Source organism: Pseudidiomarina terrestris, from assembly GCF_030466375.1.
GTDB classification, from domain to species: Bacteria; Pseudomonadota; Gammaproteobacteria; order Enterobacterales; family Alteromonadaceae; genus Pseudidiomarina; species Pseudidiomarina terrestris.
In genome coordinates, this window is sequence record NZ_JAGGJE010000006.1 from 52,161 (window position 1) to 77,106 (window position 24,946).

26 protein-coding genes and 1 riboswitch are annotated in these 24,946 nt (G+C 53.2%); of the genes, 9 read left to right on the top strand and 17 right to left on the bottom strand.

The genetic code is table 11. The annotated features are described in order from the left end of the window. Window positions 1–9 precede the first annotated feature (9 nt). Complete coding sequence (gene nrdD, locus J6J28_RS11960; RefSeq protein ID WP_301722042.1) at window positions 10–1,836, top strand: anaerobic ribonucleoside-triphosphate reductase; 1,827 nt, start codon at window positions 10–12, stop codon at window positions 1,834–1,836. Window positions 1,837–1,945: 109 nt separating this feature from the next. Next, the gene (locus J6J28_RS11965; protein ID WP_301722044.1) at window positions 1,946–2,353 is read left to right on the top strand and encodes a ribonucleotide reductase subunit alpha; all 408 of its coding nucleotides are present in this window, start codon (window positions 1,946–1,948) and stop codon (window positions 2,351–2,353) included. Window positions 2,354–2,358: 5 nt separating this feature from the next. Here J6J28_RS11965 and hemN read toward each other — a convergent pair whose 3' ends face one another. Beyond that, a complete protein-coding gene (gene hemN, locus J6J28_RS11970) occupies window positions 2,359–3,726 on the bottom strand; it encodes an oxygen-independent coproporphyrinogen III oxidase (protein WP_301722045.1) in 1,368 nt (455 codons plus the stop codon). A 92-nt stretch (window positions 3,727–3,818) separates the two neighbouring features. Continuing rightward, window positions 3,819–4,316: a ubiquinone anaerobic biosynthesis accessory factor UbiT gene (gene ubiT / locus J6J28_RS11975; RefSeq protein WP_301722046.1), complete on the bottom strand. Its 498-nt coding sequence runs from the start codon at window positions 4,314–4,316 to the stop codon at window positions 3,819–3,821. Window positions 4,317–4,402: 86 nt separating this feature from the next. Between ubiT and ubiU the strand changes: the two genes are divergently transcribed. The 3 genes from ubiU to mog are packed head-to-tail and all read left to right on the top strand — an operon-like array spanning window position 4,403 to window position 6,826. Beyond that, entirely contained in the window at window positions 4,403–5,398 is a 996-nt protein-coding gene (ubiU, locus tag J6J28_RS11980; protein ID WP_301722047.1) for a ubiquinone anaerobic biosynthesis protein UbiU, read from the top strand. A 2-nt stretch (window positions 5,399–5,400) separates the two neighbouring features. Next, window positions 5,401–6,297: a U32 family peptidase gene (locus J6J28_RS11985; protein WP_301722049.1), complete on the top strand. Its 897-nt coding sequence runs from the start codon at window positions 5,401–5,403 to the stop codon at window positions 6,295–6,297. After that, on the top strand, window positions 6,287–6,826 hold the full coding sequence (gene mog, locus J6J28_RS11990; protein ID WP_418055189.1) for a molybdopterin adenylyltransferase: 540 nt from the start codon (window positions 6,287–6,289) through the stop codon (window positions 6,824–6,826). Before J6J28_RS11985 ends, mog begins: the two co-directional genes overlap by 11 nt. Window positions 6,827–6,875: 49 nt before the next feature. Here mog and J6J28_RS11995 read toward each other — a convergent pair whose 3' ends face one another. Next, window positions 6,876–9,542: a nitrate/nitrite transporter gene (locus tag J6J28_RS11995; protein WP_301722051.1), complete on the bottom strand. Its 2,667-nt coding sequence runs from the start codon at window positions 9,540–9,542 to the stop codon at window positions 6,876–6,878. Between the two features lie 301 nt (window positions 9,543–9,843). Between J6J28_RS11995 and J6J28_RS12000 the strand changes: the two genes are divergently transcribed. Further along, a complete protein-coding gene (locus tag J6J28_RS12000; protein WP_301722052.1) occupies window positions 9,844–11,049 on the top strand; it encodes an NnrS family protein in 1,206 nt (401 codons plus the stop codon). On the opposite strand, the gene J6J28_RS12005 is transcribed toward J6J28_RS12000, so the two are convergent. From J6J28_RS12005 to norR, 3 genes are read right to left on the bottom strand one after another with little or no spacing between them, the layout of a single operon-like run. After that, window positions 11,046–11,801: a HesA/MoeB/ThiF family protein gene (locus tag J6J28_RS12005; RefSeq protein ID WP_301722054.1), complete on the bottom strand. Its 756-nt coding sequence runs from the start codon at window positions 11,799–11,801 to the stop codon at window positions 11,046–11,048. The two genes, J6J28_RS12000 and J6J28_RS12005, sit on opposite strands and share 4 nt — an antisense overlap. After that, window positions 11,788–12,207: a YbaN family protein gene (locus tag J6J28_RS12010; RefSeq protein WP_301722059.1), complete on the bottom strand. Its 420-nt coding sequence runs from the start codon at window positions 12,205–12,207 to the stop codon at window positions 11,788–11,790. The genes J6J28_RS12005 and J6J28_RS12010 overlap by 14 nt, the downstream gene beginning before the upstream one ends. Window positions 12,208–12,224: 17 nt before the next feature. After that, window positions 12,225–13,760: a nitric oxide reductase transcriptional regulator NorR gene (norR, locus tag J6J28_RS12015; protein ID WP_301722061.1), complete on the bottom strand. Its 1,536-nt coding sequence runs from the start codon at window positions 13,758–13,760 to the stop codon at window positions 12,225–12,227. Between the two features lie 159 nt (window positions 13,761–13,919). Here norR and J6J28_RS12020 point away from each other — a divergent pair, with 159 nt between their 5' ends. Beyond that, window positions 13,920–14,438 (top strand): hemerythrin domain-containing protein, encoded by a 519-nt coding sequence (locus J6J28_RS12020; protein WP_301722063.1) that lies wholly within the window; start codon window positions 13,920–13,922, stop codon window positions 14,436–14,438. A gap of 9 nt (window positions 14,439–14,447) precedes the next feature. Here J6J28_RS12020 and fnr read toward each other — a convergent pair whose 3' ends face one another. Together fnr and J6J28_RS12030 are read right to left on the bottom strand one after the other, a co-directional pair. Beyond that, window positions 14,448–15,143 carry a fumarate/nitrate reduction transcriptional regulator Fnr gene (gene fnr, locus J6J28_RS12025; RefSeq protein ID WP_301722064.1) on the bottom strand — a complete coding sequence of 232 codons (696 nt, stop codon included), beginning with the start codon at window positions 15,141–15,143 and terminating at the stop codon, window positions 14,448–14,450. Window positions 15,144–15,340: 197 nt separating this feature from the next. Further along, window positions 15,341–15,865: a CC0125/CC1285 family lipoprotein gene (locus J6J28_RS12030; RefSeq protein WP_301722066.1), complete on the bottom strand. Its 525-nt coding sequence runs from the start codon at window positions 15,863–15,865 to the stop codon at window positions 15,341–15,343. A 118-nt stretch (window positions 15,866–15,983) separates the two neighbouring features. Next, window positions 15,984–16,180: riboswitch (yybP-ykoY riboswitch) on the top strand. Between the two features lie 5 nt (window positions 16,181–16,185). Here J6J28_RS12030 and J6J28_RS12035 point away from each other — a divergent pair. Together J6J28_RS12035 and yjjG are read left to right on the top strand one after the other, a co-directional pair. After that, window positions 16,186–16,746 carry a TMEM165/GDT1 family protein gene (locus tag J6J28_RS12035; RefSeq protein ID WP_301722067.1) on the top strand — a complete coding sequence of 187 codons (561 nt, stop codon included), beginning with the start codon at window positions 16,186–16,188 and terminating at the stop codon, window positions 16,744–16,746. A gap of 17 nt (window positions 16,747–16,763) precedes the next feature. Continuing rightward, window positions 16,764–17,459, top strand: coding sequence for a pyrimidine 5'-nucleotidase (yjjG, locus tag J6J28_RS12040; RefSeq protein WP_301722069.1), 696 nt, complete (start codon window positions 16,764–16,766; stop codon window positions 17,457–17,459). Here yjjG and J6J28_RS12045 read toward each other — a convergent pair. The 9 genes from J6J28_RS12045 to aroK form a co-directional block, all read right to left on the bottom strand. Continuing rightward, entirely contained in the window at window positions 17,442–18,128 is a 687-nt protein-coding gene (locus J6J28_RS12045; RefSeq protein WP_301722071.1) for a gamma-glutamyl-gamma-aminobutyrate hydrolase family protein, read from the bottom strand. The genes yjjG and J6J28_RS12045 overlap by 18 nt on opposite strands. Further along, complete coding sequence (locus J6J28_RS12050; RefSeq protein ID WP_301722073.1) at window positions 18,098–19,075, bottom strand: amidoligase family protein; 978 nt, start codon at window positions 19,073–19,075, stop codon at window positions 18,098–18,100. Before J6J28_RS12050 ends, J6J28_RS12045 begins: the two co-directional genes overlap by 31 nt. 85 nt (window positions 19,076–19,160) lie before the next feature. After that, entirely contained in the window at window positions 19,161–20,051 is an 891-nt protein-coding gene (locus tag J6J28_RS12055; RefSeq protein ID WP_301722075.1) for a cation diffusion facilitator family transporter, read from the bottom strand. 11 nt (window positions 20,052–20,062) lie between these two features. Beyond that, window positions 20,063–21,256 carry a BaiN/RdsA family NAD(P)/FAD-dependent oxidoreductase gene (locus J6J28_RS12060; RefSeq protein WP_301722077.1) on the bottom strand — a complete coding sequence of 398 codons (1,194 nt, stop codon included), beginning with the start codon at window positions 21,254–21,256 and terminating at the stop codon, window positions 20,063–20,065. Continuing rightward, on the bottom strand, window positions 21,253–21,951 hold the full coding sequence (locus tag J6J28_RS12065; RefSeq protein ID WP_301722079.1) for a class I SAM-dependent methyltransferase: 699 nt from the start codon (window positions 21,949–21,951) through the stop codon (window positions 21,253–21,255). The genes J6J28_RS12060 and J6J28_RS12065 overlap by 4 nt, the downstream gene beginning before the upstream one ends. Then, window positions 21,948–22,406, bottom strand: a complete 459-nt coding sequence (locus tag J6J28_RS12070; protein ID WP_301722080.1) for a GNAT family N-acetyltransferase — start codon at window positions 22,404–22,406, stop codon at window positions 21,948–21,950. The genes J6J28_RS12065 and J6J28_RS12070 overlap by 4 nt, the downstream gene beginning before the upstream one ends. Continuing rightward, complete coding sequence (locus tag J6J28_RS12075; RefSeq protein WP_301722082.1) at window positions 22,403–23,278, bottom strand: Dam family site-specific DNA-(adenine-N6)-methyltransferase; 876 nt, start codon at window positions 23,276–23,278, stop codon at window positions 22,403–22,405. Before J6J28_RS12075 ends, J6J28_RS12070 begins: the two co-directional genes overlap by 4 nt. A 16-nt stretch (window positions 23,279–23,294) precedes the next feature. Further along, window positions 23,295–24,398, bottom strand: coding sequence for a 3-dehydroquinate synthase (aroB, locus tag J6J28_RS12080; protein WP_418055188.1), 1,104 nt, complete (start codon window positions 24,396–24,398; stop codon window positions 23,295–23,297). A 20-nt stretch (window positions 24,399–24,418) separates the two neighbouring features. After that, on the bottom strand, window positions 24,419–24,937 hold the full coding sequence (gene aroK, locus J6J28_RS12085; RefSeq protein WP_301722083.1) for a shikimate kinase AroK: 519 nt from the start codon (window positions 24,935–24,937) through the stop codon (window positions 24,419–24,421). Window positions 24,938–24,946 lie beyond the last annotated feature (9 nt).

Below are 24,946 nucleotides of genomic sequence, written 5' to 3' on the forward strand. Positions count from 1 at the left end.
ACAACAACAATGCTGCGCTTACAACCTGAACAAATCGATCACAAAATGAACTTCATCCAGGAGTATCTGCACGCACAGAATGCCGCGGATGGATCGAAAATGGATGCCAATGCCAATGTCACGCAAAAGAACATTGCGACTCTGGAAGCGGAATTGATGAAAGACTTTTTCGTGCAAGTGAATCGCAAGCAAGTCAGTAGCAAGATCGCTGAGTTGTTTGATGAGCAACTCGCGCAAGAATACGTTCGGCAAATTGAAGACCATGAGATTTACGTGCATGACGAAACCAGTTTGAAGCCCTACTGTGTGTCGGTCACCATGTACCCGTTTCTGCGTGACGGTCTTACCAAGTTGGGCGGCGAATCGCTGGCGCCAAAGCACCTTGAGAGCTTCTGTGGCTGTTTCGTGAACTTTGTCTTTGCTGTCAGTTCGCAGTTTGCCGGCGCTGTGGCGACCGTAGAGTTTTTAACCTATTTCGATTACTTTGCGCGAAAAGATTACGGTGATGACTACTTGAACACCCATCGTCATCAAATCCAAAACCATCTGCAACACGTCGTTTATGCGTTAAATCAACCGGCTGCTGCGCGTGGTTATCAGAGCGTGTTCTGGAACATTTCAGTGTACGATAAATTCTATTTCGATAGCATGTTTGGTGAGTTTGTCTTCCCTGACTTCAGTAAACCCGAATGGGGCTCGGTCAGTGCTTTGCAGAACTTCTTCATGCACTGGTTCAATGAAGAGCGGAAAAAGACCATTCTTACCTTCCCGGTCGTCACTGTGGCCATGCTCACCGAGGACGGTAAGTGTAAAGATCAGGAATTTGCCGAATCCATGGCAAGTGAACTTGCTGATGGCAACTCCTTTTTTGTGTATTTATCCGATAATGCCGACTCATTAGCTTCATGTTGCCGACTACGCAGCGAAATTAGCGACAATACCTTCTCTTATACTCTGGGGGCGGGAGGCGTTGCAACCGGCTCAATTAATGTTATTACCATCAATATGAATCGGTTGGTACAGGATGGCCGCGACCTGGCGACGGAAATCGAAAAAATCCAGAAATATCAGGTTGCATACCGGCGGTTAATGGAAGAGTACAAGGCAGCTGGTTTGTTGACCGTGTATGACGCCGGCTTTATCTCCTTGGATAAACAGTTTCTGACCATCGGCATCAATGGCATGGTTGAGGCGGCGGAGTCCCAAGGCATTGAAGCCAGCAATAACCCTGACTACATTGCCTTTGTCCGCGACCGCCTGAAAGTGATTTATGATGCGAATAAAGCCGCAAAAGCGGAGTACGGCTACATGTTCAATACGGAGTTTGTGCCGGCGGAAAACCTCGGCGTAAAAAATGCCAAATGGGACCGGGCAGACGGCTACTTTGTGCCACGGGATTGCTACAACTCCTACTTTTACGTGGTCGAAGACCAGCAATCTAATGCGCTGGATAAGTTCGTGTTACACGGTGATGAATTAATTCAATACCTCGATGGTGGTTCGGCACTGCATTTGAACCTTGATGAGAAGCTCAACCCATCCGGTTATCTGGCGTTGCTCAATACTGCGGCCCAGACCGGCTGCAACTACTTCTGCATCAATGTCAAAATCACCATTTGCAATGCCTGTGAGCATATCGACAAGCGCACCCTCAGCGCATGTTCGTCGTGTGGCTCTGCAGATATCGATTACGGGACCCGGGTGATCGGTTACCTGAAACGGGTTTCGGCCTTTAGTTCGGGGCGTCAACAAGAACATAACCGGCGTTATTACGAACGTGCTGAATCTGAACATGTTGAGGCGTCAGCGCAGCGCGCCTGGCGCCAGGCCAGTTAAGCAAAAACTACTCCAAAAGAGGGAGCTCAGCTCCCTTTTTTGTTGTATGGGTAATACTGACCAGACACGTTATGATCTCAGGTCGAATCACCCCAACGAGATTGACGCTATGGTAATTGAAAGTTATTCCGACCTTATTCAGGCTGCACAGCAGCAAGACGAGCCGCAACGGTTACTGTTTGTGCTGGCAAAGGCTGAACTCCCCGACGATGCGACGGAAAGTCAGAAATCCCGCTATGCTGAGCAGCAAGGCGGCGCCCTCGACCCGGTTTTATGTGTCGACAAATTACCACAGGACGTTGCTGAGTTTTCCACCTTGTTAGCTGAATCGGAGCGAACCGGAGTGGATTGGGATATCGCGTTTATTGCGAGCATGTCGGGTCGCGCCGGGCAGGCGCCTTCCAGTGATGAAGCTGATCAGCCGTTAACTTTGATGGTCAATAAAGTCAAAGCCGGCAGCATTGCCGACTTTGTCACAGTAAATAAACAAGGCGAACTTATTCAGCTATTCGCCTGAGCAGTTTAGACCACTTTAGAGTAGCGAGGCGCAGTTGCCTCGCTATCCAGGTAGGCATCAAAGCAGGCACAGATACTGCGGACCCAGAGACGACCGCGCTCGGTTACCTGAATCAAACCCTCACTGATCACCACTAAACCATCCTCAATGAAAGGTTGTAACTTGGCTAATGCTGCCGCGAAATAGTGCCAAAAGTCGTCGATCTGCCAGGTCTCGCTGAAGGTTTTGGTATCCAGTTCAAAATGGCAGATCAGCTGCGCAATGAGGGCTGCACGTAAGCTATCATCTGCATTCAGACTGAAGCCTTTCACGACCGGAAGCTCATCGCCTTCCAAGGCACGATAGTAGTCCGGAAGATCTTTACTGTTCTGCCAGAGGACGCCATTGATTTGGCTGATCGATGAGGCGCCAAGACCCAGCATGCAATCCTGCCCGGCGGTGGTATAGCCCTGAAAATTGCGCTGTAAACGGCCCTGTTGCTGGGCAATGGCCAGCTCATCATCCGCCTTGGCAAAGTGATCCATACCGATAAACTGATAGCCTGCAGCGCTAAAGCGAGTAATCCCCAGTTGCAGAAGTTCGAGTTTTATCGGCGCAGATGGCAGCGAACTATCCGGAATTTTGCGCTGTCCGGCAAACCGCTGTGGCAAATGCGCGTAGCTAAACAATGAGACGCGATCGGGCGCCAGTTCAATGACTTGATCAATGGATGCCGCGAAACTGGTCGGTTGTTGATAGGGCAAGCCGTAAATCAAATCCAGATTGATAGAGCTAAAACCTAACTCCCGACTGAGTTGCACCTGATGTTTAATCAGGTCGGTGTCCTGCACCCGATTAATGGCGATTTGTACTTTTTCGTCGAAATCCTGGACACCGTAACTGACACGATTAAAGCCCAGTGCGCGCAAATGCCGCAGTTTGTCATCGCTGCAGCTGCGCGGGTCAATCTCAATACTGAGTTCCGCACTTTCAGCGATCAGGAAATAACGGTTAAGCAAGGTATACAAACGCGTCAGCTGTACCTCAGTAAGAAAGGTCGGCGTGCCGCCACCAAGATGAATTTGAGTGATAACACGGTCACCAAGATGCTCAGCATACATGGCCATTTCCTGGGCCAGCATATCCAGATAGCGGTCGGCTTTGTGCTGATGACGGGTGATGACCTTGTTACAGCCGCAGTAGTAACACAGCTTATGACAAAACGGCAGATGCAGATAGAGACTGAGCTCTTGCGGCGCAGAAGCCAGGGTCTCAAAAACCTTCTGGTGTGGAAAGTTTGGCTGCAACGCCAATGCGGTCGGGTAGGACGTATAACGCGGCCCATTAATATTGTATTTGTCGATCAATTGCTGATCCCAGGTTACCGCTGTCATTTTTCTACTCCAAGCCAGACTGCATGTGATGACCTGAATTTTACGTGATTTAGATCAGAAAATTGATACTCCTGAAGGGTTACTTCTTTGATCTAGGTCAAAGATTTCACGGTCGCTGTTCGTTCCGCCAGGTTAGCCAGAAGGCGATAACATGGACCTGGCAGGCGTTGTCGTAATTCAATGGTATCCAGCAGGTTCTTAACCTGCAGTCCGAGCTCAGTGTCGCCGGTGAGCAAAAGCTTGCGGCGGAAAAACAGCGTGTCGGGATCCACTTGCTGAGTACTTAGCTGCAGAAGTGCTGACCAGTCCACACGCATAAAAACATCCGGGTGCGCGGTGCTGGATACCACCTTAAAGTGGGCACCTTGCGGCAGTTGCTGAACTGAAATAGCGAACTTCAGACTAATATCCCGCACCTCAATACGTACCCAGCGGTTGCTCAGAAAGTCGAACGCTCCGGCCGCCAGATCGGCTTTGAAAATCTGCTGGAACAGACGCTCAATGAGCGCATTGGTGATGGGCGCCGGCGCCCTTGCTAACATTGCTTTCAGAGCCCCTGGAGCAAGCTCTACTACTTTGGTGATAACCATTCATTGCCTCTTTTTTGCGCGCTATCAAAGATGCCAGCCATTATAATACTCATTATCAATGTATGTTTACGGCAAGGATCAACAAAATGGAACTTCTCTGTCCGGCTGGCAGTATGCCCGCTCTTAAAGCTGCCCTGGAAAACGGTGCGGATGCGGTTTATGTGGGATTCAAAGGTGAAACCAACGCGCGTCACTTCGCCGGTTTGAATCTCGATGCGGACGGCTTACGTGAGGCTGTCCGTTTGGTGCATAGCTACGGTAAAAAGATTCATGTCGCGATTAATACCTTTGCCCATGTGCGAACCTGGGATCACTGGCGACAAGCCGTCGATGACGCCGCTGCTGCTGGTGTTGATGTGCTCATCGTCGCAGATATTGCGGTGCTGGCGTATGCCGCTGAGCGCTATCCACGACTGGAACTTCACCTCAGTGTGCAAGCCTCGGCAACTAACGCTGCGGCGATTGATTTCTACAAGCAATTTCGGGTTAAACGCGTGGTATTGCCACGGGTTTTATCTATGCAGCAGGTACGGGCGTTAGCGCGGACCACAGACATTGAGCTGGAGGTCTTCGCATTTGGCAGTCTCTGCATCATGGCCGAAGGCCGTTGCTACCTTAGTTCATACATGACGGGGCAGTCGCCGAACACCGCTGGCGCCTGCTCACCGGCACAGTTTGTACGCTGGGATGAGACCGACGATGGCGGTCTCGAATCACGCCTGAACGGCATTATGATTGATCGCTTTGCGCCTGACGAAACGGCCGGCTATCCAACACTTTGTAAAGGCCGGTTTCAGGTCGGCGATGACACCTACCATGCGCTTGAGGAGCCGACCAGCCTGAACACCCTGGACCTGTTGCCAGAGTTATACCGTGAAGGGATAGCCAGCTTAAAAATCGAAGGTCGGCAGCGCAGCCCCGCGTATGTTGCACAAATTACGCGGGTGTGGCGCCAGGCCATTGATCGGGTCATGGCAGATCCCGAGCAGTTTACCGTGCAAGGTGAGTGGAACACTGTCCTGGCGGGCCTTTCAGAAGGCAGCCAAACCACCCTTGGTGCTTATCATCGGAAATGGAAATGACTATGCAATTTTCTTTTGGACCTATTCTTTATTTCTGGCCGCGTACTGAGGTCGAAGCCTTCTACCGAAAGGTTGCCGATTCCAGGGTGGATTGTGTCTACCTGGGAGAAACCGTTTGCAGTAAGCGGCGTGAGTTAAAATTCGAGGATTATTTCCGCATCGCACAAGAGTTGCGCGAAGCAGGCAAACAAGTTTGTCTGTCGACCATGACTCTGCTCGAAGCGCCTTCCGAACTTCGTGAGCTCCGTAAATATTGTGACAACGGCGATTTCCTGGTCGAAGCCAATGATGTGGGTGCGATTAGCTTGTTACAGGAAAAGAAACTGCCCTTCGTGGGCGGTGCGGCCCTACAGATCTATAATCAACACAGTCTGCGCCGCTTCATCGGTATGGGAATGAAGCGCTGGGTTGTGCCCGTTGAGCTGTCCCGCGACTGGCTCGCCGAACTGCTGGCGGAGCCGATGATCGACAGTGTCCGCGACTGCTTTGAAACAGAGTTGCTGAGCTTCGGTCACCTGCCTTTGGCCTGGTCCGGGCGTTGCTTTACAGCGCGGTCTGAAAATCGTGCGAAAGACCAGTGTGAGCTGTGCTGTATCAAGTATCCGCAAGGGCGAACGGTGACCAGTCAGGATGGCACCGAAGTCTTTGTCCTGAACGGTATCCAGACGCAGTCTGGCGCGCGCTATAATCTGATCAACCAACTCAAGGGCATGCATGGTCTGGTGGATATGGTACGCTTAAGTCCCGAGCCGGAAGACAGTTTTACCTGGCTGCAACGGTTCCGTATGAACCAGGACGGCCAACGACCCTATGGTTTGGCAAAGAACGAAAGCAACGGCTATTGGTTGAAGCTTGCAGGAATGACCCAGATGAACGAAGGGATGAATGATGACGGATGAGATGACCGCCCGGATCGGTATTGTCACTGTGAGCGACCGTGCCAGTGCCGGTGTATACGAAGATATTTCTGGTAAAGCCATTGAGAGCACACTGAATGAGTATCTGAGTTCAGCATGGCAGTCGGTGTATCGGCTGATTCCCGATGAGCCGGATCAGATCGAGGCCGCCTTGATTGAGTTGGTCGATAAAGAACAATGTTGCCTGGTGGTGACGACTGGCGGTACCGGACCAGCGAAACGAGATGTTACTCCTGAGGCCACAGAAGCCGTGTGCGACCGCATGATGCCGGGGTTCGGCGAATTGATGCGCATGGAATCACTGAAGTATGTGCCGACGGCAATCTTATCGCGGCAAACCGCTGGTCTGCGCGGTAGCAGCTTGATTATCAACTTACCCGGCAAACCTAAGGCTATTCGACAATGTCTGGACGCGGTTTTCCCTGCGGTACCTTATTGTATTGACCTCATGGAAGGCCCCTTCCTTGAGTGCGACGAAACCGTCATCAAACCTTTCCGACCCAAAAAATAAGCCCGCGCCAATTGGCGCGGGCCATCTTACTCTATCCTTATTCTATTCTTTAGCAGGGGTTTGCTGCGCCCCGGCGTGAGTAGAACCACCAGGTCATTAGCGTACAGACCGCGTAGAATCCGATAAAGGCATACAACGCACCTGAGACACTCCCGGTAAGTGCGATTGACGTGCCGTAGGACTTCGGAATGAAGAAGCCACCATAGGCTGCAAAGGCTGAGATGAAGCCAATTACCGCAGCAGACTCTTTATTACCTTCTTTGACAGCTTTTTCAGTATCGCCGTGCACGCGTTTGCGCTGGTTCAGGAAGATAACTGGAACCATACGGAAGGTGGAGCCGTTGCCAATACCTGTTGCAATAAACAGGATTAAGAACGAGACAAAGAAGCCGACAAAACTTCCGGCGCTCTCACCTAATGGCAGGAAGTAGATGACGCCCATGACGCCAGCGATCATCAGTAAGAAGTTCCAGAAGGTCACTCGGGCGCCACCCAGTTTATCCGCCAGAATGCCACCGAAGGGACGCGATAGCGCACCGACCAGTGGCCCAAGGAAGGCGTACTTGGTTGGGTCAACGTCGGGGAACAGCATTCCTGAAAGTAGCGGAAAGCCTGCGGCGAAGCCGATAAAGCTGCCGAAAGTTCCCAGATACAAAATACTCATGATCCAGTTGTGCGAGCGCTTAAAAATGACCGCCTGATCGCTAAAGGATGCTTTGGCAGACGAAATATCATTCATGCCAAACCATGCAGCAATCGCTGCGATAACGATGAAAGGTACCCAGATGAACGCGGCATTTTGTAACCAAAGCTCAGTGCCTGCCTGGGCGCCTTGCTGCACCACCAACGGGTCGCCACCAAGGGGACCAAACACGCTGGCGGCAATGACCAGAGGGGCTAGCAGTTGCATGCCAGATACACCCAGATTACCCAGCCCCGCATTCATACCCAGAGCTGCACCTTTTTCTTTCTGTGGGTAGAAGAAACTGATGTTGGCCATGGAACTCGAGAAGTTACCGCCACCGAAGCCACACAACAGTGCCAGTATCAGCATGATGATGTAGGGAGTGTCCGGACTTTGCACGGCAAAGCCAATCCAGACACAAGGTATCAGCAGTGACGCGGTAGACAACGCCGTCCAGCGCCGGCCGCCAAAGATCGGCACCATGAAACTGTAGAAGATCCTCAGCGTGGCGCCTGATAGCGCCGGTAGTGCCGCCAGCCAAAAGAGTTGATTGGATGAATAGGTAAAGCCAAGTTGCGGCATTTTTACCACCAAAATACTCCAGATGGTCCAGACAGCGAAGGCCAGGAATAAATTAGGAATCGAAATCCACAAATTACGGCTGGCGATTTTCTTGCCTTTGCTTTCCCAGAAGTCTTTATCTTCGGGACGCCAGTCATCAAGGGTGTAGTAGTCGGGCGTTGAAAATTCAGGCAAGTCGGTCTGTTCCACATCGCCACGGAATTCGATACGTTCTGCACGGCGTATAGAAAAGTGCATCCACAGTAGCGAAATAATGGTGATGCCAAACAGCAACATAAACACACTTTGCCAAACGCCAATTACGTCGTTGAGCATACCGAAGGTCAGCGGCAGCAAGAAACCACCCAGGCCGCCGATCATACCGACAACACCGCCTACCGCACCGACGCTTTTCGGGTAATAAACCGGAATGTGTTTAAACACCGCGGCTTTACCCAGTGACATAAAAAAGCCCAGCACAAAGGTGAGGAGTACAAAGGCAACCAATGTGACTTCAAACTGGAAGCGGATGGGGCCGTGAACACCTTCGACAATGTACTCGGTTGGCGGATAGCTCAGCATAAAGGTACAAATTGCCGAGGCGATAAAGGTCCAGTACATCACCCGGCGAGCGCCGTATTTGTCCGACATCCAACCGCCAAGTACACGGAAGAGCGAGGCTGGTATGGTGTAGAGGGCAGCGATCAGGCCGGCTTCTGTGATGCTGAGATCGTAGACTTCCATCAAATAATGGGGCAGCCAAAGAGCCAATGCCACGAAAGCACCAAAAACAAAGAAGTAGTACAGACTAAAGCGCCAGACCCGCAACTCGGCTAGCGGCGCCATTTGCTCCAGGAAGGTTTTCGGCGCCTGCGCGCGACGTTGCTGAGTCAGCGGATCCTCTTTGGCGAGTACGATAAAGGCGATGCCCATAATACCGATAACGGTGGCATAGACTTGCGCCGCACCCTGCCAACCCAAGGCTACCAGCAAAAAAGGCGCGCCAAAGTTGGTTACGGCTGAGCCAACGTTACCCGCGCCAAAAATTCCCAGTGCGGTACCTTGCTGCTTGCTGTCAAACCAGGCAGAGGTATAGGTGACACCAACGATAAAGGCACCACCGGCCAGGCCGACACCCAGAGCACCCACCAGCAGCATGGCGTAACTGTTGGCAAAGGTCAGCAAGTAAACACAGAGAGCGGTGGTGAGCATGAGCACACCAAAAACCCAGCGACCGCCGAGTCGATCGGTCCAGATGCCGAGGAACAGGCGACTAATGGAACCGGTCAGGATGGGCGTTGCCATCAACAGGCCCAGCTGTGTATCCGTAAGAGCAAAATCCTCTTTTATCTGAATACCGATAATGGAAAAAATGGTCCACACTGCAAAGCACAGGGTGAACGCAAAGGTTGAGAGTCCGAGCGCGCGGTAGCGGTCGAACTTACTCACTTGCGATTGTGGTGTAGGCATAATCATGCTCCTTTGGCACGAGATTCATGTTCTGCCTCAAGTCTACTGAAATAATCGGTCACTGATAGCGGTCAAACTGGCTTTGAATCAGTCGCTTAACTGCCCTCTACCGCTTTGTGGTTAGGTCTTCGCCCGGGCGCAGGGGCGGCAAAATCAAGGCCATTTACCACCAATGCAGTAGTGGCTTTGCCAGCAGTAAAGTACAGATGTTTTAAAGAGGTATCTCCAGGAAATCCTACTGGAATTTAGTGGTTCCTGTGGTATAAACATAGATACAAAATGTATGTTTAATGGTGAGCTCATGCTGCAAATTACCGACCTGCAAGTAGAAGAAAAAATGTGGCCGCTGCTGCGGCAAGCCTTCCGTCCGATGTTCTTACTCGGCGCCACCTTTAGTGCTTTGGCGATGATGCTATGGCTATGGGTACTCAGTGGCTCAATTCAGTTGCCGGTATTTGGTGATGTCATGTTCTGGCACAGTCATGAAATGATATTCGGCTTTGTTGCCGCCATCATTGTCGGCTTTTTACTGACCGCCGTACAGAATTGGACGGGGTTGCGTGCCACCCATGGAAAAGCCCTTGGGATACTGACACTGGTCTGGTTATTAGGGCGACTGGGTCTGTTATTTGGGGCGTTCTTGCCGCCTATTGTGCCGATCGTCATCGATCTCGCGTTTTTACCCCTGGCTGCAGTGCTGCTGGCGATGCCGTTAATCTCGGTGAAGCAACAACGGAATTTGTTCTTTGTTCCGGTGTTACTGCTGCTCGCGCTTTGTAACGCGCTCATGTACTACGGGCACATGACCGGGCGCTTCGACTTGCAACAGGTGGGCAGCCAAAATGCGGTTATTCTGATCACCCTCCTGATGGCAATCGTTGGTGGCCGGGTGTTACCTATGTTCACTGCAAACGGCACCATGACCGAAAAAGTACAGCCCATAGTCTGGCTTGACCGACTGAGCTTAGGCAGCCTGTGGCTTATCTTCGCTCTGCAAATTACCCAAATAAGCAGTTTGCTCAGTGGTACGGTGATGGCAGCCTTGTATGCTGTAGCAGCGGTATTGCTGGCAATCCGCTGTGCGCGCTGGAAGATCTGGATCACCTGGCGAGTGCCCCTGTTGTGGTCGTTTCATCTGGCCTACTGGTTCCTGCCGGTTGGTCTGGGGTTATTTGCTCTGCATCATGCGACCGGCGAGGTTAGTGTAAGCACTGCCATCCACGCGCTGACCGTGGGTGCCATGGGCAATATGATTCTGAGTATGCTGGCGCGCGTATCGCTTGGGCACAGTGGGCGTCCTCTGCAGCCGAAGAAGATCATGTCAGTGGCGTTTTTGCTGGTCTTTGTGGCAGCACTGTTGCGGGTCTTTGCTGCCTGGCTGTGGCCGCAGGACACCTATCATTGGTACCTCTACGCTGGCGGAGCCTGGGTGCTCGCCTACCTGATTTATGTCGTGGTCTACCTACCGATTCTTACCCTGCCGCGCGCCGATGGCCGCCCTGGCTAACAGCTGCACACCGGGCAATCCGGATGGCGACTGAGCTGGAAGCTTTGCCAGTCGCCATGCAGCCCATCGTACAGTAACACGCGTCCGGCAATAGGTTCGCCGACGCCAGCCAACAGCTTCAGTGTTTCCACACTTTGCATGGCACCGATGACCCCTACGACGGGCGCCAGAATACCAGACTCCATACAGCTGAGCTGCTGCTCACCAAAGAGTAAGCTTAAACAGCGGTAGCAAGGCCCCTTACCTTGGTTTAGAAACACGCTGAGCTGGCCTTCGTAACGAATAGCTGCGCCAGACACCAGCGGTACCTGAGCCTCGACACAGACGGCGTTTATGGCGTTCCGGGTGGCCAGGTTGTCGCAGCAATCCACCACGCAATCGTAATTGCCGATAAGCTCCGTTAAGCTTGCCTGGTCAAGGCGTTGCTCCAGAACTTCAATGCTGGTATCGGGGTTGAGTGACTGCAGACGCTGGCGCGCGGCAATCACTTTGCTCTGGCCAATGTCGTCCTGTTGGTAGAGCAGTTGTCGCGGCAGGTTATGGTGGTCGACACTGTCGTTATCGACCAGGGTGAGCTGGCCGACACCGCTGCCCACCAGATAGGGCGACAGCGCGCAGCCGAGACCGCCCATACCAACGACCAGTACGCGGCTGGCCAGCAGACGTTCCTGACCGGCCATATCGAAACTAGGCAGCATGACATGACGGCTGTAGCGAAGTAACTGTTCACGGGTAAGCTCAGGGAGTGTCATCGTCAGAAACCTTCTCGGCTGGGATCGGCTGTGCCGGCGTATGTTCGGGGCGCAAACTGAGCCACACGGCAACGATCAGCATAATACCAATGACAGTAAGCTTGACGGCCAGATGCGCGGGACTAAAGCTCAACATGATGGCGCTACCTGTCATCATCACAATGGCAATGACCTTGGCTTGTCGTTTCACCACGCCATAGCGACGCCAGGCAATAATTTGCGGCCCGTACTTGGGGTGCGCCAACAGTTTCGCTTCTAAAACAGGCCAGCCTTTGCCGCCAGCCCAAGCCGCCACGAGTAGAAAAGGCACCGTCGGCATAATGGGCAATAACAGGCCAATAACACCTAACAACAGACTTAAAACGGCTAGTGTTCGCCACAGCAAAATTTGCAGTATGACCGTCATTCCTCTCCCTACCTGAACTATTTCAAACCCAGTCGCTGTGCGAGTTTATGTAAATTACTTGGATCGACCTCTAGTATACGTGCGGCCTGCGTCCATTTATAGTCCGCTTGTTTTAACGCGCGCTCTATCAGCTGCGTCTGCAACTGTTGTACAGCATCGCGCAGGTTTAAGCTGGTGGTGGTTAGGGTTTCACTATCGACTTGATAGCTGGCGGTGGGTGCGTTCGGCAAATCCAGAAGCTCCGGAGCGATACTGACAATATCAGTCCGCTCTGCCCCCTGGCTTAAGGCCTTGATGGCCGCGCGACTGACCGTGTGCTCGAGCTCCCGTACGTTGCCCGGCCATTGGTACTGGACCAGGGCATGTTCCGCCGCAGAACTTAAGCGCAACGCCCGCAACCCAAGTCGCGCCCGGTTGAGCTCAAGAAAGTGACCCACCAGCAGCGGAATATCCTCGCGCCGCTCACGCAACGGCGGGATGGGCAGTGGGTATACGCTCAAACGATGGTACAGATCCGCGCGGAAGTCGCCGCTTTTTACCTGTTGCTGTAAATCCCTGTTGGTTGCTGCAACGATGCGAACATCGACTTTATGCGCGGTATCGCTGCCAAGGCGCTGGATCTCGCCATTCTGCAAAGCCCTTAGCAACTTCGCCTGGATCGCCGCAGGTAACTCACCGACTTCGTCCAGAAATAAGGTTCCGCCGTCAGCGCTATCGAACTTACCAGCGCGCTCGGTGGCCGCTCCGGAAAAGGCGCCGCGGGTATGCCCAAACAATTCACTTTCGGCCAGCGATTCAGGTAACGCCGCACAATTGACGTAGACCAGAGGTTGTTTACTGCGGCTGGACCAGCGGTGCAGTTGCCGTGCAAACAACTCTTTACCAACGCCGGTTTCACCCAGCAGCAAAACCGGTAGATCAGCACTCGCCACCACTTTCAGCTCTTGTAAAACTTGCTGCAATGCCGTGCTGTGGCCGATGATCTCCGAGCCCGTACTGGCTTCATTCTGCAACGCAGTTTCGCCATCGCGCCGGCTACTGCGCAGGGCGCGGATACTTTGTTCAATCTGGCCCATGCGAATGGCAGCTTCGACCAGCAAACTGGCACGTTGCAGCTCGCGCATGGCGTCGGCATCAAAGGTTCCCGGTTGCAGGGCATCCAGTGTCAGCGCGCCCCAGCACTTCCCTTCCACGTACAAGGCAATGCCCATGCAATCGTGCACGGCAAGATGGCCATCAGGACTGTCCTCAATCAGACCGTCATAAGGGTCAGAAAGCTGACTGTCGGGCTCAAAGCGGACGGTATCCCGGGCTGCCAGGATAGCGGTCAGCCGTGGATGTTGCTCGGTAATAAATCTACGGCCCAAAGCTTCGCGCACCAGCCCGATGCTGGCGATAGGACGCAAAACCTGCTGATCTTGTTGCAACAGGACTACGGCACCGCAATGAAAATGACGACGCAGCGTGGTAACGAGCTTTTGCAGACGTACCACGGCGGGTAATTCAGTGACCAGGTCGGCGACTAAGGTCTCAAGTAACGACGTTTCATGCATGGTGAAATCAACCCAATTAGGCGGGAAAGACCCGCTCAAGAATGGGTTTAATTTACCATCGCTGATTAAAAGTCTATATAAATCAGAGTGGGTAGATCTGGCATTTAAATTGCACTCATTAAGTGAAATACCATTATTCATTTGCATGAGGAAGCCACTATGCACCAGCAACTTATCGACCAATGGCGTTCAGCGCCAACCCAGGAATTGATTCAACACATACTTGCGAATTTCCATGAAAAACACCGGCGGCAGCTTCCTGAGCTGATCCAGTTGGCGCGTAAGATTGAAGATGTCCACAACGACCACCCGCAGTGCCCAACGGGGTTGGCGGACTTACTCACTGAGATGAGTAATGAACTGGAAAGCCACATGATGAAAGAAGAGCAAATCCTGTTTCCCATGTTAGCTGGCGGGATTTATCCCAGCGGACCTATTGCCGTCATGGAAGAAGAACACGGTGAGCACGATGTCATGCTCGGTAAGCTGTCACAACTGACTAACCTGGGCATGACACCACGGGGCGCTTGCGGCAGCTGGATCATGCTGTATGAGGGAACTCAGGAGTTGATTGCCGATCTGCAGCAACACATTGCGTTGGAAAACGAAGTGCTGTTTCGCGAACCTCAGGCAGCGCCGCAGCATGGCACAGATTTTTGCTGCGGCTCTTGCCAGTAACCGGGTTCGTTAAGACGCCAGGGCGCGAAGGCGCTCTGGTTCGGTGATGGCCACCAGTTTGTTTTGCACTGCGACCACACCGTCATTTTGCAGTTGGGTCAGAATTCGACTGATGGTCTCTACGGACAAGCCTAAATAATTACCAATATCAGCCCGGGTCATGCTCAGACGGAATTCACGACTGGAGAGTCCGCGTTGCTGAAAGCGAGATGACAATGTCACAAGAAAATTCGCCAGACGCTGCTGCGCAGTGTGGTGGTTTAAGGTTCCTAGCAAGGTCTTGCTGGCGTGCAGTTCGCCGCTCATTACCCGCAGCAGCTGTTTACGTAGCCCCGGCAGCTCCGCCGACAGCTGATCCAGCGATTGAATCGGAATCTCACACAGCATGGTGGTTTCCAGAGCTTGAGTGTAACTGCGGTGTTGACCGTCGATAAGACCGTCAAAGCCGATCAGGTCACCGGGCAAATGGAAATCAATGATTTGTTCACTGCCCTGACTGTCCAGGGTGTAGGACTTTAATGAACCGGAGCGGACCGCGTACAGGAACTTTAACGGTTCACCGCTGTTGATCAGGATGTTCCGTTTCTGCAGCGGGCGGTGCCGTTGAATCACCGTATCCAGCTTTTCTGTTTGCTCGGGACTGAGTTGATACGGCAAACAAAGTGTCGCCATACTGCAATTTTGACAATGAATGTGAGAGGTCATCGTTTCCACCACCAGGACTTGATTTGCGTCAACGACGCGTGAGGTTTCACAGTATACGTCAGTTAGTTAAAAATTGAACGCATCACTAGGGAGTAGGGGTATATTTCCTCTTTAGGGGTAGCTCAGTGCTTGCTAAGAAAAAGGGCGCGCAAAGCAGAACTTTGGCGCCCTTCGACAAATTACCTTCGGTAACAGAACTAGCTGTCTGATTTTTTCGGTTGCAGGTTCGTCACCACCTCAGAAGCATCGTAGCTGTAATTGGTATCCGGTTGCTCGCCGTTACCCATTTTAATATCGAGCGTTACGACGATGTCGCTGTCGGTTCGGCCACCGACATGAATCCCGGCTGTGTAGGCCGTGCGTGGATAGTAGCGAGTCTCACAGCGAATCGCATTACAGTACGTGACCATGTCGCCTGACATAGGATATGCGAAATCTGCGTTATGCACGGTCTCTTTATCGACTTCGGTCTCACGATGGGTAATAACAAACCAGTCGTAATCGTTCTGCAAGGTGACTTCTGCTGCGCGCAGCAATGCATAGTTGTTTGCCGCACCTTTATCGGTGCCTCGCGCTTTAAACTTCACCTTGTACTGAGTGTCGGTGAGTTGGGTTTCCGTGTACCCGTAGCCACCATCTTCAGCAGCCCGGTAGTCAGGCTGGCTTGAGCAGGCAGCGAGCGAGGCGACTGTACTTATCAATAGCAATTGCTTCAAAGTCATAAACAGATCCTTTTGTTGCCATTCGAAGTTTATTCACAATAAGCTTAGTAAAAGCATTCGGATTTTTCATATTTCAAAACGAAAAGTTTGCGTAAGTGCGTATCGGTTAGTTAAAATGGCGGCCGTCTTAGGGGAGTAGTCGACTTTTACCTGCAGCACTGCAGGTAAACAGTGAGTGCGTCAACATAATTGAGCCCGCATTGGCTCATGGTGTATTCGTTCCGGGCCACCGGAACTGGCAAGACCTAAGGTAAAGAGCAACCGCTAACATGGCGGGGGTTGCTGTTTGCCTTAGTGAAATTGGCCCGCCGGAGTACATCATGGAAGCTTTCCTTACCTCGACACTAACGGTGGCACTGGCAGAGATTGGTGATAAAACCCAATTACTAAGTTTAGTCCTGGTCGCCCGCTACCGACAAAAATGGCCGATTATCATCGGCATCATCGCTGCTACCCTTATTAATCACTTCGTTTCTGCATGGTTTGGCCAGTGGTCCGTATCCTGGTTGCCCGCTGATTATGCTGGCATCGTTATTGCTATCAGCTTCATCGCTATTGGCTTGTGGGTGTTAGTGCCCGACAAACTGGCAGACGAAGAAACCCGTTGCTCCTGTTACGGTGCGCTATGCGCCACCTTTGTGCTTTTCTTTCTGGCTGAGATTGGGGATAAAACCCAGATCGCCACTGTAGTTCTGGGCGCCCAGTATGCTAGCGTGGTCTGGGTGACTCTGGGCACCACCTTAGGTATGCTGATCGCAAATGTCCCTGTGGTGTTGCTCGGCGGTAAACTTATGCGCAGAGTGCCGCTAGATACGATGCGTTATGTTGCCGCGGCAGTTTTTGTTCTGTTGGGTCTGGCGACCCTTTGGTGGAATCTTTGATAAGGACCAGGTAATTGATGCCTAGTAAATTACAAAGCTACGACTGGCTATTGTTTGATGCCGATGAGACCTTGTTCTCGTTCGACGCCCACGCGGGGCTGCAACAACTTTTCCAGGGGTACGGGGTCGAATTTACCAGCGAGCATTACCGTGATTATCAGGCGGTAAATAAGCCGTTATGGCAGCAGTATCAGGACGGGGAAATTGACGCTGCAACACTGCAGCGGCGCCGGTTTGAGCGCTGGGCGGCAGAGCTCGAGGTTGACGCGGACGAGCTCAACTCAGGGTTCTTAGACGCCATGGCGATGATTTGCCAGCCGCTTGAAGGGGCCAGAGAGTTGCTTAAAAAGGTGCGGCAGTCGGCTAAAATTGGCATCGTCACCAACGGTTTTACCGCACTGCAAGAAGCGCGACTAGCGCAGACGGGGCTGCGTGATCTGGTCGATTTGGTGGTGATCTCGGAACAGGTGGGCACGGCGAAGCCTGATCCCAACATCTTCAGTCATGCGCTCGATTTGATGGGGCAACGTGACCGGGAACGGGTGCTAATGACTGGCGATAATCCGCACTCTGACGTGCTCGGTGCCCAGCAAAGCGGTTTGCATTCGTGCTGGCTGAATACCCACGGCGTAGCTTATCCCTTAGCAACTCCGCCGCATTACACGGTACGCTCCTTGCCTGAGCTCGATGAGTTGTTAACCGCGCCCGCGTAGTTCTTTCGCTTTGTTCACCAGCCAGCGGAACAGACGCAACTGACTGGGCACATAAAATAAGTATTCAGGATGCCACTGTACGCCAACGATGGGATGATGACCGGTGCTCTCGATGGCTTGTGGGATCTCGTCAAGGTCATGAGCGACGATACGCAGGTCGTTACCCACATCATGAACCGCCTGATGGTGCAGACTGTTGACCCGCAGCTTACGCTTTTTGACTATGCTGGCCAAATCGCTATCGCCGCGAACAAAGGCTTGCTTGGTGGGCAATAGGCCCGGGCGGTTATAAGTATGTTTGCGACGGTCGCGAATGTCATCGAACAAGTTCCCCTTATGGACGACGTTGATCAGTTGGGCACCGCGGCAAATCCCGAGCATGGGAATATCATCGCGCAGTGCTTTTTTGATCCATCGTATTTCCAGGTCATCGCGATCAGGGTCATGCTTTACCTTACCGCTGAGGGTTCCGCCGTAGTGTTCCGGTGAAATATCACTGCCACCGCCGATGACGATGCCATGTAACGGCAACCCCGAAGGACGGTGGCGGACACTGATGCGCTCGACTTCTGCCCCGCAGAGCCAGAGCGCGAAACGAGTTGTCCACCACGAGGGGGACCATTTTTTTCCGGCACCGGTTACTCCGATGCGAGGTTTTCTGTCAGCCATTGGTCTACGTGTTTAATCCAGGGTTGGCGGGCGACGCCGAGCATAGGTCGATCAGCATCCAGAAAATCCGCGGCGAGTTCAGCGAGCGCCTGCGGGCGATTAGCCAGCCGTTCTACGTTGCACCAGAGATTCCACTCTCGAGCTAAAGTCCAGTCGGCATCATCGATGCGGCAATTAGGTAAGCGGTAGTGCAGCGTCGGGCGGGCGTTTATTTTGTCATCCTCGATTTGCGCTCTGACCCGTTCGTCGTCGAGGTGGCTGAACAGCGGCAACATATCGAGGGCGCGGTTACGCGTCGGGTTGGCGTCAATATAATGATCGATAAGATGATTGATGGTGACCGACTCGTAATTCAGCAATTCACGCACATAGGCCTCAGGGTAAAGATCGATAAACGGGCTCAACTTGCGCGTGGTATTCACATGGTGTTGTTCGACCAACCACCACTGTAACAGGGCATAAGCCTGCATGTAACGGCAGATGGTTTCGCTGTCCGTGTCCGGTAGTTCAGGATTAATGTGCGTACCATAGGCCGCTATCATCGATTCGTCTGTGCCTTTGGCTCCTCTTTTGCGCAACGCCACAATCAGCTCGTCAAGTTGATCGAGTTGGTCGCAAGCAATGGGTGGGCAGACAACTTCTACTGGCACCACCAACCCTGCGGCCTGACTTAGGGAGTCGAGAAGGGCGTCGGTATTGGCCTCTGTTCCTTTCTCCGCGGCCAGCCGGTGCAGAAAATTCCAGTCGATCTCGATTTTGAAATCTCCCAAAGGCCCCTCAACCTGCCATTGTGCTGAGCTTTTGGCATAGGGAGAGCCGCCAAGCGCATGAGCGACGGCTTCGGCACTGGTCGCAACATCGATACCAGAAAATTCAAGTTCAAAGCCCACACGCCGAATGTCACCCTGCGAGGTCTTCAGCTTGGGTGGCTGAACAAACTTAACCATAATGCGTTTTCCTGCTTGCAAGCATAGGTAACAGTACGATTCAGAGTAACAATCTGGAAAATTATTACAACTTTATCCAGAAGTCTTACGGACTATCGCGGCAGACTTCGTCGGGGTGTTCGAGTTCAATAGTGGTATGACTGAGCTCATATTTCAGTAATGCTTCGTCGATCTGCTGCTTGAGCTCACCGCTCTCTTCGGCGCTGAGATTGCGCGCTAAGACCAGGTGTGCGGTCAGTACATGTGACTCACCATCGAGAGACCAGAAATGCAGGTGATGGACATCGGCGACTTCCGGCAGCGCCTGCAGTGTTTCGGCGACGTTGCGGTAGGTTTCCTGATCCGGCGTCGCCTGCACGAATAGACGCAGCGTGGCCCACAAATTACGGGCGACATTGATCAGAATAAACAAAGTGAAAGCGATGGATAGCAGCGGGTCGAGAATCGGCCAGTCGACAAATAACAATGCCACACCAACGATCAGTACGGCCACCCAACCTAAGACATCTTCGAGCAAATGCCAGTTAATGACCCGCTCGTTAAGGGTTTTGCCCTTGGAGAGCTTATAGGCGGCAAAGCCGTTTACCGCAATGCCCAGTACTGCAAGTGCAATCATACCGTCTGCCATAGGCATCTGTGGGTCCCACAAACGCGGGACGGCAGTGACCAACACCCAGGCCGAACCAGCAATGAGCACCATCGCATTAATCAGCGCACCGACCAGATTCAGACGCTGGTAGCCATAGGTAAACTGATGGGTGGGTTGCTTATTTCCGAATTTGTTCAGCAGCCAGGCCAGGCCCAGAGACAGAGTATCGCCCAGATCATGTACTGCATCCGCGAGGATCGCGGTACTGTTGGTCAGAACGCCACCAATAAATTCGATAATGGTGAAGCCAAAATTGAGGAAAAAGGCCCAGCCTAGCCGCGATGAGGGCATGTCCTTTGCGTGGTCATGATCGTGATGATGTCCCATCCATACTCCTCTTATTGCGGTGTGAGTGCCTCGGCACAGGCGTAGGCGCTGGCCCAGGCCCACTGAAAATTATAGCCGCCTAACCAACCCGTGACATCAACAACTTCGCCGATAAAAAACAAACCGGGCTGCTGCTTACTGGCCATGGTTTTTGAGCTGAGCTGATCGGTATCAACACCACCTAAGGTGACCTCGGCGGTACGATAGCCCTCTGTGCCGTTGGGTTTAACCGGCCAGGCATGGAGGGTGTTTGCCACCGACTCAAGCATCGCGTTACTGCAGTCCGCCAGGTTTTTATCCGGCCACTGATGTTGCTCGGCGACGGTCTGCGCGAAGCGTTTTGGAAACCATTGTTGCAGGACACTGCGAAGGCCGAGTTTAGGGCGCTCGCTGCGAAGTCGCTGCAGCTCAGCAAGACTATCAAGCTGGGGCAGCAAATCGACGCTAAAGCTTTCGCCAGGCCACCAGTACGACGAGATCTGCAGCATTGCCGGACCGCTCAGACCACGATGAGTGAACAGCATCGCCTCTTTAAAGCTAGCGCGCGCATTTTCCGCGGTAACATCCAGAGCTAAACCGGACAGCTCGCTGTAGGCGTCTTTATCGCGTTCGTGCAGGGTAAATGGTACCAGTCCGGCGCGTACGGGAAGTATGCGATGACCAAACTGCTCGGCCAGCTGATAGCCAAATGGCGTCGCGCCAAGTTTAGGCATCGACAGGCCACCGCAGGCCACCACGAGTTGCGGGGCCAGATAGTTGCCCTGCGAGGTGCTCACCAGGTAAAGCTCATCCTGATAATCGACCGAAGTGATCTCAGTGCGCAGTTGTACTCTGGCACCGTGATTATCACATTCGTCCAGCAACATGCGGACAATGGCTTTTGCCGAGTCATCACAAAACAGCTGGCCGAGCGTTTTTTCGTGATAGGCGATACCATGTTTTTCCACTAGACCGATAAAGTCCCACTGGGTGTAACGACTCAGCGCGGACTTACAAAAGTGCGGGTTTTCCGACAGGTAATTCTCCGGACTTGCATACAAGTTGGTGAAGTTACAACGACCGCCACCGGAGATCAGGATTTTTTTACCGGCTTGCTTGGCGTGATCGAGCAGTAACACGCGCAAGCCCCGGGCGGCCGCCTGCCAGGCACAGTGCAAACCAGCTGCGCCGGCGCCAATGATGATCGCATCATACTTCTGAGTCATGATGAGGTACCAGCGGCCAACGCATCGTTCGGTGGCGTTGGATTCAAATAAACATCAAAGCGGTGTTTTTTACTCACCACCTGCAGGTCTGGTTTTGTCTGGGCCAGAAAAGCTGCGTGCTGGGGACGTTTGACCACCACTCTGCGGCGCGCCACGCGGCGGGCGGGCGCCAGTAACTGATCGGCATCGCTGTCGCTACCCACCAGCTGTTGAAACATTTGCATGTCCTTTTTGACTGCCGCTTTTTGTTTACGGTCGCCCTTTGGATACATGGGATCCAGGTAAACCACATCTGCACTGCCGGTCGCAGCTTCATTCAGTGACGCGTAGTCGGCCAGGAAAAAGCGCTCGCGATACTCGGGCTGCTGTGCATAGAGGCGCGCAAGAGCGTCCTGTAACAGTGCGTAAACCTCTGGCTGGCGCTCGAGCATGGTTACGGTGGCGCCAAGATTCACCAGCACCCAGGCATCGCGACCCAAGCCGGCGGTCGCATCTATGATACTGCTGTGCGGATGCTTAACAAGGCCACAGGCACGACCAATGGCTTCGTCTCTGGTGGTCGCCTGCTGTGCGCGATGTGCCTGTCTGCCGGCCAGGAAGTCTATCACCAGCGGTTTCATTTGCTCTTGCTCGTGCCAGACCAGTCCTAGTCCTGCTGGCGTGCTGCGCAGAGAAAAGGTCTCGCCTGCGCTCATGGTGCGCGTTCCATATCAACGTGAGGAATGCCATCTTCCAGGTAATCGTCGCCGATTTCACGAAATTTAAAACTCTGATAAAACGCTCGCAGATAGACCTGCGCGCCAAGCCGGATCGGTGCCTGCGGATGCTGCTGACGGCACCACTCAATCGCGCGGCGCATCAGTTCCCGGCCCAGCCCCTGACGACGCACGTTGCCGGCGCTGATGACCCGGCCAATACGTGTGTAGGGGACCGAGTCACTAGCTGCAAATAAGCGCGCGTAGGCAACCATCTCACCTTCTGCGTCGAGGGCATAAAGATGGGTGGCCTGGTCATCCAGGCCATCGGCATCCAGGTAAGGGCAGGTTTGCTCCACCACAAACACCTCCTGACGCAGTTGCAGCAACTGATAGAGTTCCCGGGTGCTAAGTTCGGCGAAGGATTTTGTTATCCAGGTTAGCTGTTGGCTCATGGTGCTACCTTGCGTTTTGCTTGTGTCAGCGGAATAACGTTAGCCGCTCGCGGTTTAGAACTGTAGAGCGCCAGCAATTCGGCGACTTTAGTGCGGCCATCGGCTTTTGGACTGATAAAGCGCGCTACCTGCAGGCTTTTTAAGTCGGCATCGGCATAGAGTAAACGGGTGAGCTCGGTATCATGATTGCTGATCAGCACGGGTATTCCCCTTTTGTGCGCCGCATTAGCTGCACGTCGCGCCAGCTCATGCTGCTGGTCCAAACTAAATCCGGCCGTTGCATAGGCGGTAAAGTTGGCGGTCGCGGTGAGCGGTGCGTAAGGTGGATCGCAATAAATGACATCGCCTTTGCGGGCGCGGCGAAACACCTTTTCAAAGCTCATGCAGGTGAATACCGCGCGCTGTGCTTTACTGGCAAAGAACTCGATTTCGGGCTCGGGGAAGTACGGCTTACGATAGCTGCCGAACGGCACATTGAACTGCCCGGAGCGATTGTAGCGGCAGAGGCCGTTGTAGCCATGCCGGTTCAGATAGAGAAACAGCAACGAACGGCGGTACGGGTCTGTGGTGGCGTTAAATTCACGCCGCAGGGCGTAATACGCCTCATCATTATTGGTGTTGGCGTGAAACAGCTTGCGGGCATCATGGATGAAAGTCTGCGGCCGGCGTTTGATGGTTTTAAACAGCGCGATTAAATCCGGATTGACGTCATTGAGCACATAATTTGGATAGTCGGTATTCAGAAATACCGATCCAGCACCCACAAACGGCTCGACCAACTTGTTCCCGTCCGGCAATAAAGCGGTAATAGGCTCAATCAGATTGTATTTACCGCCCGCCCATTTGAGAAAGGCTCGATTTTTCTTATTCACGACTGTTGGTCCAAGCTTAACGAGTTTCGGTGACGGCGCTAATCGCCTGCCAAACGCCCGACCAATCGGTGACAGTGCGCAGCTCGGCGCGGCCAATGGCGGTCGGCAGAATAAAACGTAACCGTCCTGCCTGTACTTTTTTATCACGTTGCATACGTTGTTGCCACTGCAACTCGCTTAGGTGTGGGGCGCGCACGGGCAGGTGAAATGCCTGCAATAAAGCTTCGATGCGTTGGTAATCAACAGCGGCCAGCTCGCCCTGCTGCAGCATGTAGTGGGCGGCGATAACGGTACCTGCGGCAACCGCTTCACCATGGTGCCAGCTGTTGTAATATTCAGCTTCAATAGCATGGCCAAAGGTATGTCCCAGATTAAGCAGCGCCCGCAAGCCTTGTTCGCGCTCGTCTGCGGCGACGATCTCAGCCTTAATTTCACAGGAGCGCCGAATGGCATGGGCCAGCGCTTCCGGCTCCCGTGCATTGAGGCCGGCTACATTGTCCTCGAGCCAGGCAAAGAAGTCAGCATCGTAGATGATCCCGTATTTGACAACCTCAGCAAGCCCACAGGCATAGTCCCGTTCGCTCAGGGTGTTGAGGCAGTCGGTGCTGATCACAACGGCCTGGGGCTGATAGAAGGCACCTACGAGGTTTTTGCCGCCCGGGTGGTTGATCGCGGTTTTACCACCCACGGAAGAATCGACCTGAGCCAGTAATGTCGTAGGCAACTGGTAGAAATGGACACCACGTTGATAAGTGGCGGCGACAAAGCCAGCGAGATCGCCTACGACACCGCCGCCAAGTGCCAGAATGGCGCAATCACGGTTGAAACTGGCGGCAATAAGGGTATCCATGACGTCACCGTAGCTGCTGAGACTTTTTGCATGCTCACCGTCCGCAATCTCGTGCACCAGCACCGTCGCGTCATCAGGCAGTGCGGCTCGCAACGCTGGCAGATAATGCGCGGCAATCGTGGGATTGGTAATAATACAAAGTTGCGTTGGAAGCGATGTCAGGAGCGTCGGCAACTCTGAGAAAAGTTGCCGACCGATATGAATAGGGTAGCTGCGTTCAGCAAGTCCGACGTCGATACGATGAATCAAGGCCTGAGAGTCGACTTGCATGCGTTGCTCCGTTGCTGGGGCTATAACCCCACTTGTTCAATAATTTTATCAACGACAAATTTAGCGCTTTGTTCGTCAGTACGCACCACTACATCAGCGATTTCTTCGTACAGAGGGTCGCGCTCGGAAGCCAGTCCTTCGAGCACCGCTCGCGGGTCTTCCGCCTCAGCGATCAGAGGACGGCGCTTGTCGCGCTGGGTGCGAGCGAGCTGCTTTTCGATCGGCGTTTGCAAGTACACAACAATACCGCGTGCGGAAAGTCGATTACGGCTTTCTTTACTAAGGATCGAGCCGCCGCCGGTGGCTAAGACAATACCGGTTGCTTCAGTTAACTCTTCGATAACCTTCTCTTCGCGCGCGCGAAAACCTTCCTCACCTTCCAGTTCGAAGACCCACGCGATATCGGCACCAGTGCGGCGCTCGATTTCAGAATCAGAGTCGAAGAATTCAAGGTGAAGTTGCCGAGCGAGTTGCCGGCCAATCGTGCTTTTACCAGCCCCCATGGGGCCTACCAAGAAAATGTTACGTTTTTCAGCCATATCTTTGCT

What these genes read in the sequence shown, in the direction of transcription:
- nrdD (WP_301722042.1), top strand. Translation starts at nt 10, where the DNA reads ATGCTGCGCTTACAACCTGAACAAATCGATCACAAAATGAACTTCATC.
- J6J28_RS11965 (WP_301722044.1), top strand. Translation starts at nt 1,946, where the DNA reads ATGGTAATTGAAAGTTATTCCGACCTTATTCAGGCTGCACAGCAGCAA.
- hemN (WP_301722045.1), bottom strand. Translation starts at nt 3,726, where the DNA reads ATGACAGCGGTAACCTGGGATCAGCAATTGATCGACAAATACAATATT.
- ubiT (WP_301722046.1), bottom strand. Translation starts at nt 4,316, where the DNA reads ATGGTTATCACCAAAGTAGTAGAGCTTGCTCCAGGGGCTCTGAAAGCA.
- ubiU (WP_301722047.1), top strand. Translation starts at nt 4,403, where the DNA reads ATGGAACTTCTCTGTCCGGCTGGCAGTATGCCCGCTCTTAAAGCTGCC.
- J6J28_RS11985 (WP_301722049.1), top strand. Translation starts at nt 5,401, where the DNA reads ATGCAATTTTCTTTTGGACCTATTCTTTATTTCTGGCCGCGTACTGAG.
- mog (WP_418055189.1), top strand. Translation starts at nt 6,287, where the DNA reads ATGACGGATGAGATGACCGCCCGGATCGGTATTGTCACTGTGAGCGAC.
- J6J28_RS11995 (WP_301722051.1), bottom strand. Translation starts at nt 9,542, where the DNA reads ATGCCTACACCACAATCGCAAGTGAGTAAGTTCGACCGCTACCGCGCG.
- J6J28_RS12000 (WP_301722052.1), top strand. Translation starts at nt 9,844, where the DNA reads ATGCTGCAAATTACCGACCTGCAAGTAGAAGAAAAAATGTGGCCGCTG.
- J6J28_RS12005 (WP_301722054.1), bottom strand. Translation starts at nt 11,801, where the DNA reads ATGACACTCCCTGAGCTTACCCGTGAACAGTTACTTCGCTACAGCCGT.
- J6J28_RS12010 (WP_301722059.1), bottom strand. Translation starts at nt 12,207, where the DNA reads ATGACGGTCATACTGCAAATTTTGCTGTGGCGAACACTAGCCGTTTTA.
- norR (WP_301722061.1), bottom strand. Translation starts at nt 13,760, where the DNA reads ATGCATGAAACGTCGTTACTTGAGACCTTAGTCGCCGACCTGGTCACT.
- J6J28_RS12020 (WP_301722063.1), top strand. Translation starts at nt 13,920, where the DNA reads ATGCACCAGCAACTTATCGACCAATGGCGTTCAGCGCCAACCCAGGAA.
- fnr (WP_301722064.1), bottom strand. Translation starts at nt 15,143, where the DNA reads ATGACCTCTCACATTCATTGTCAAAATTGCAGTATGGCGACACTTTGT.
- J6J28_RS12030 (WP_301722066.1), bottom strand. Translation starts at nt 15,865, where the DNA reads ATGACTTTGAAGCAATTGCTATTGATAAGTACAGTCGCCTCGCTCGCT.
- J6J28_RS12035 (WP_301722067.1), top strand. Translation starts at nt 16,186, where the DNA reads ATGGAAGCTTTCCTTACCTCGACACTAACGGTGGCACTGGCAGAGATT.
- yjjG (WP_301722069.1), top strand. Translation starts at nt 16,764, where the DNA reads ATGCCTAGTAAATTACAAAGCTACGACTGGCTATTGTTTGATGCCGAT.
- J6J28_RS12045 (WP_301722071.1), bottom strand. Translation starts at nt 18,128, where the DNA reads ATGGCTGACAGAAAACCTCGCATCGGAGTAACCGGTGCCGGAAAAAAA.
- J6J28_RS12050 (WP_301722073.1), bottom strand. Translation starts at nt 19,075, where the DNA reads ATGGTTAAGTTTGTTCAGCCACCCAAGCTGAAGACCTCGCAGGGTGAC.
- J6J28_RS12055 (WP_301722075.1), bottom strand. Translation starts at nt 20,051, where the DNA reads ATGGGACATCATCACGATCATGACCACGCAAAGGACATGCCCTCATCG.
- J6J28_RS12060 (WP_301722077.1), bottom strand. Translation starts at nt 21,256, where the DNA reads ATGACTCAGAAGTATGATGCGATCATCATTGGCGCCGGCGCAGCTGGT.
- J6J28_RS12065 (WP_301722079.1), bottom strand. Translation starts at nt 21,951, where the DNA reads ATGAGCGCAGGCGAGACCTTTTCTCTGCGCAGCACGCCAGCAGGACTA.
- J6J28_RS12070 (WP_301722080.1), bottom strand. Translation starts at nt 22,406, where the DNA reads ATGAGCCAACAGCTAACCTGGATAACAAAATCCTTCGCCGAACTTAGC.
- aroB (WP_418055188.1), bottom strand. Translation starts at nt 24,398, where the DNA reads ATGCAAGTCGACTCTCAGGCCTTGATTCATCGTATCGACGTCGGACTT.
- aroK (WP_301722083.1), bottom strand. Translation starts at nt 24,937, where the DNA reads ATGGCTGAAAAACGTAACATTTTCTTGGTAGGCCCCATGGGGGCTGGT.